2 protein-coding genes are annotated in these 689 nt (G+C 46.9%); one reads left to right on the top strand and one right to left on the bottom strand.

Annotated elements, in window-relative coordinates; translation table 11 throughout:
* On the bottom strand, nucleotides 1-236 hold a 236-nt coding region (locus KMW37_RS22360; protein WP_215226866.1), incomplete at its 3' end, for a hypothetical protein.
* Here KMW37_RS22360 and KMW37_RS22365 point away from each other — a divergent pair.
* Nucleotides 235-689 (top strand): IS110 family transposase (locus KMW37_RS22365; protein ID WP_215226867.1); only part of this gene is annotated, 455 nt, incomplete at its 3' end. The genes KMW37_RS22360 and KMW37_RS22365 overlap by 2 nt on opposite strands.

Consider the following 689-nt stretch of genomic DNA (forward strand, 5'->3'; position numbering starts at 1 on the left):
AGACCTAACATTTGGTACCCAACCGCACAAAAGGGAATGACGTTTAGATCGAAGTGGCCTGTACAATATAGCCGTCCCTGGTATAGTGCAAATTGCCTGTTTTCGAGCATGGTTGGATAGAAAGGAGTCACAAAATATGGTACTTCCTTATTTGAATGGGAATGTCCGGTTGGTAGTCTGTCGTGTACAATATTTCTTCCTACAGGCCTTTGTTTTACTTTAAAAGGAGTGGTCATGAAAAAGTTGAGAGCACATGCTGCAGGTATAGATATAGGTGCCAAGCACATATTCGTATCAGTTGAGGACAAGGAAGTCCGTGTTTTTGAGACCTTCACCGATAGTTTTCGGGAAGCCTTGTCCTACTTGTTGTCAGAGGGGATCGAGACAGTGGCCATGGAGGCGACCGGTGTTTATTGGATCATCCTCTATGAGATTCTTGAATCAGCAGGTTTGGATGTCTGGTTGGTAGATGGGCGACAGACTAAACAGGTCCCTGGCCGAAAGACCGATGTTAAGGACTGTCAATGGATCCAGCAACTCCACAGCCACGGTTTGCTGAACCGCTGCTTTGTCCCCGATGCCCAGGTCAAGGAGGTTCGTGCCTACCAACGGTTGAGGGAAGATCACATCAGATCAGCCTCCATGCATGTAAATCACATGCAAAAGGCACTGATAGAGATGAACATCCG

Origin of the sequence: Echinicola shivajiensis, assembly GCF_018642165.1 — a bacterium.
GTDB classification, from domain to species: Bacteria; Bacteroidota; Bacteroidia; order Cytophagales; family Cyclobacteriaceae; genus Echinicola; species Echinicola shivajiensis.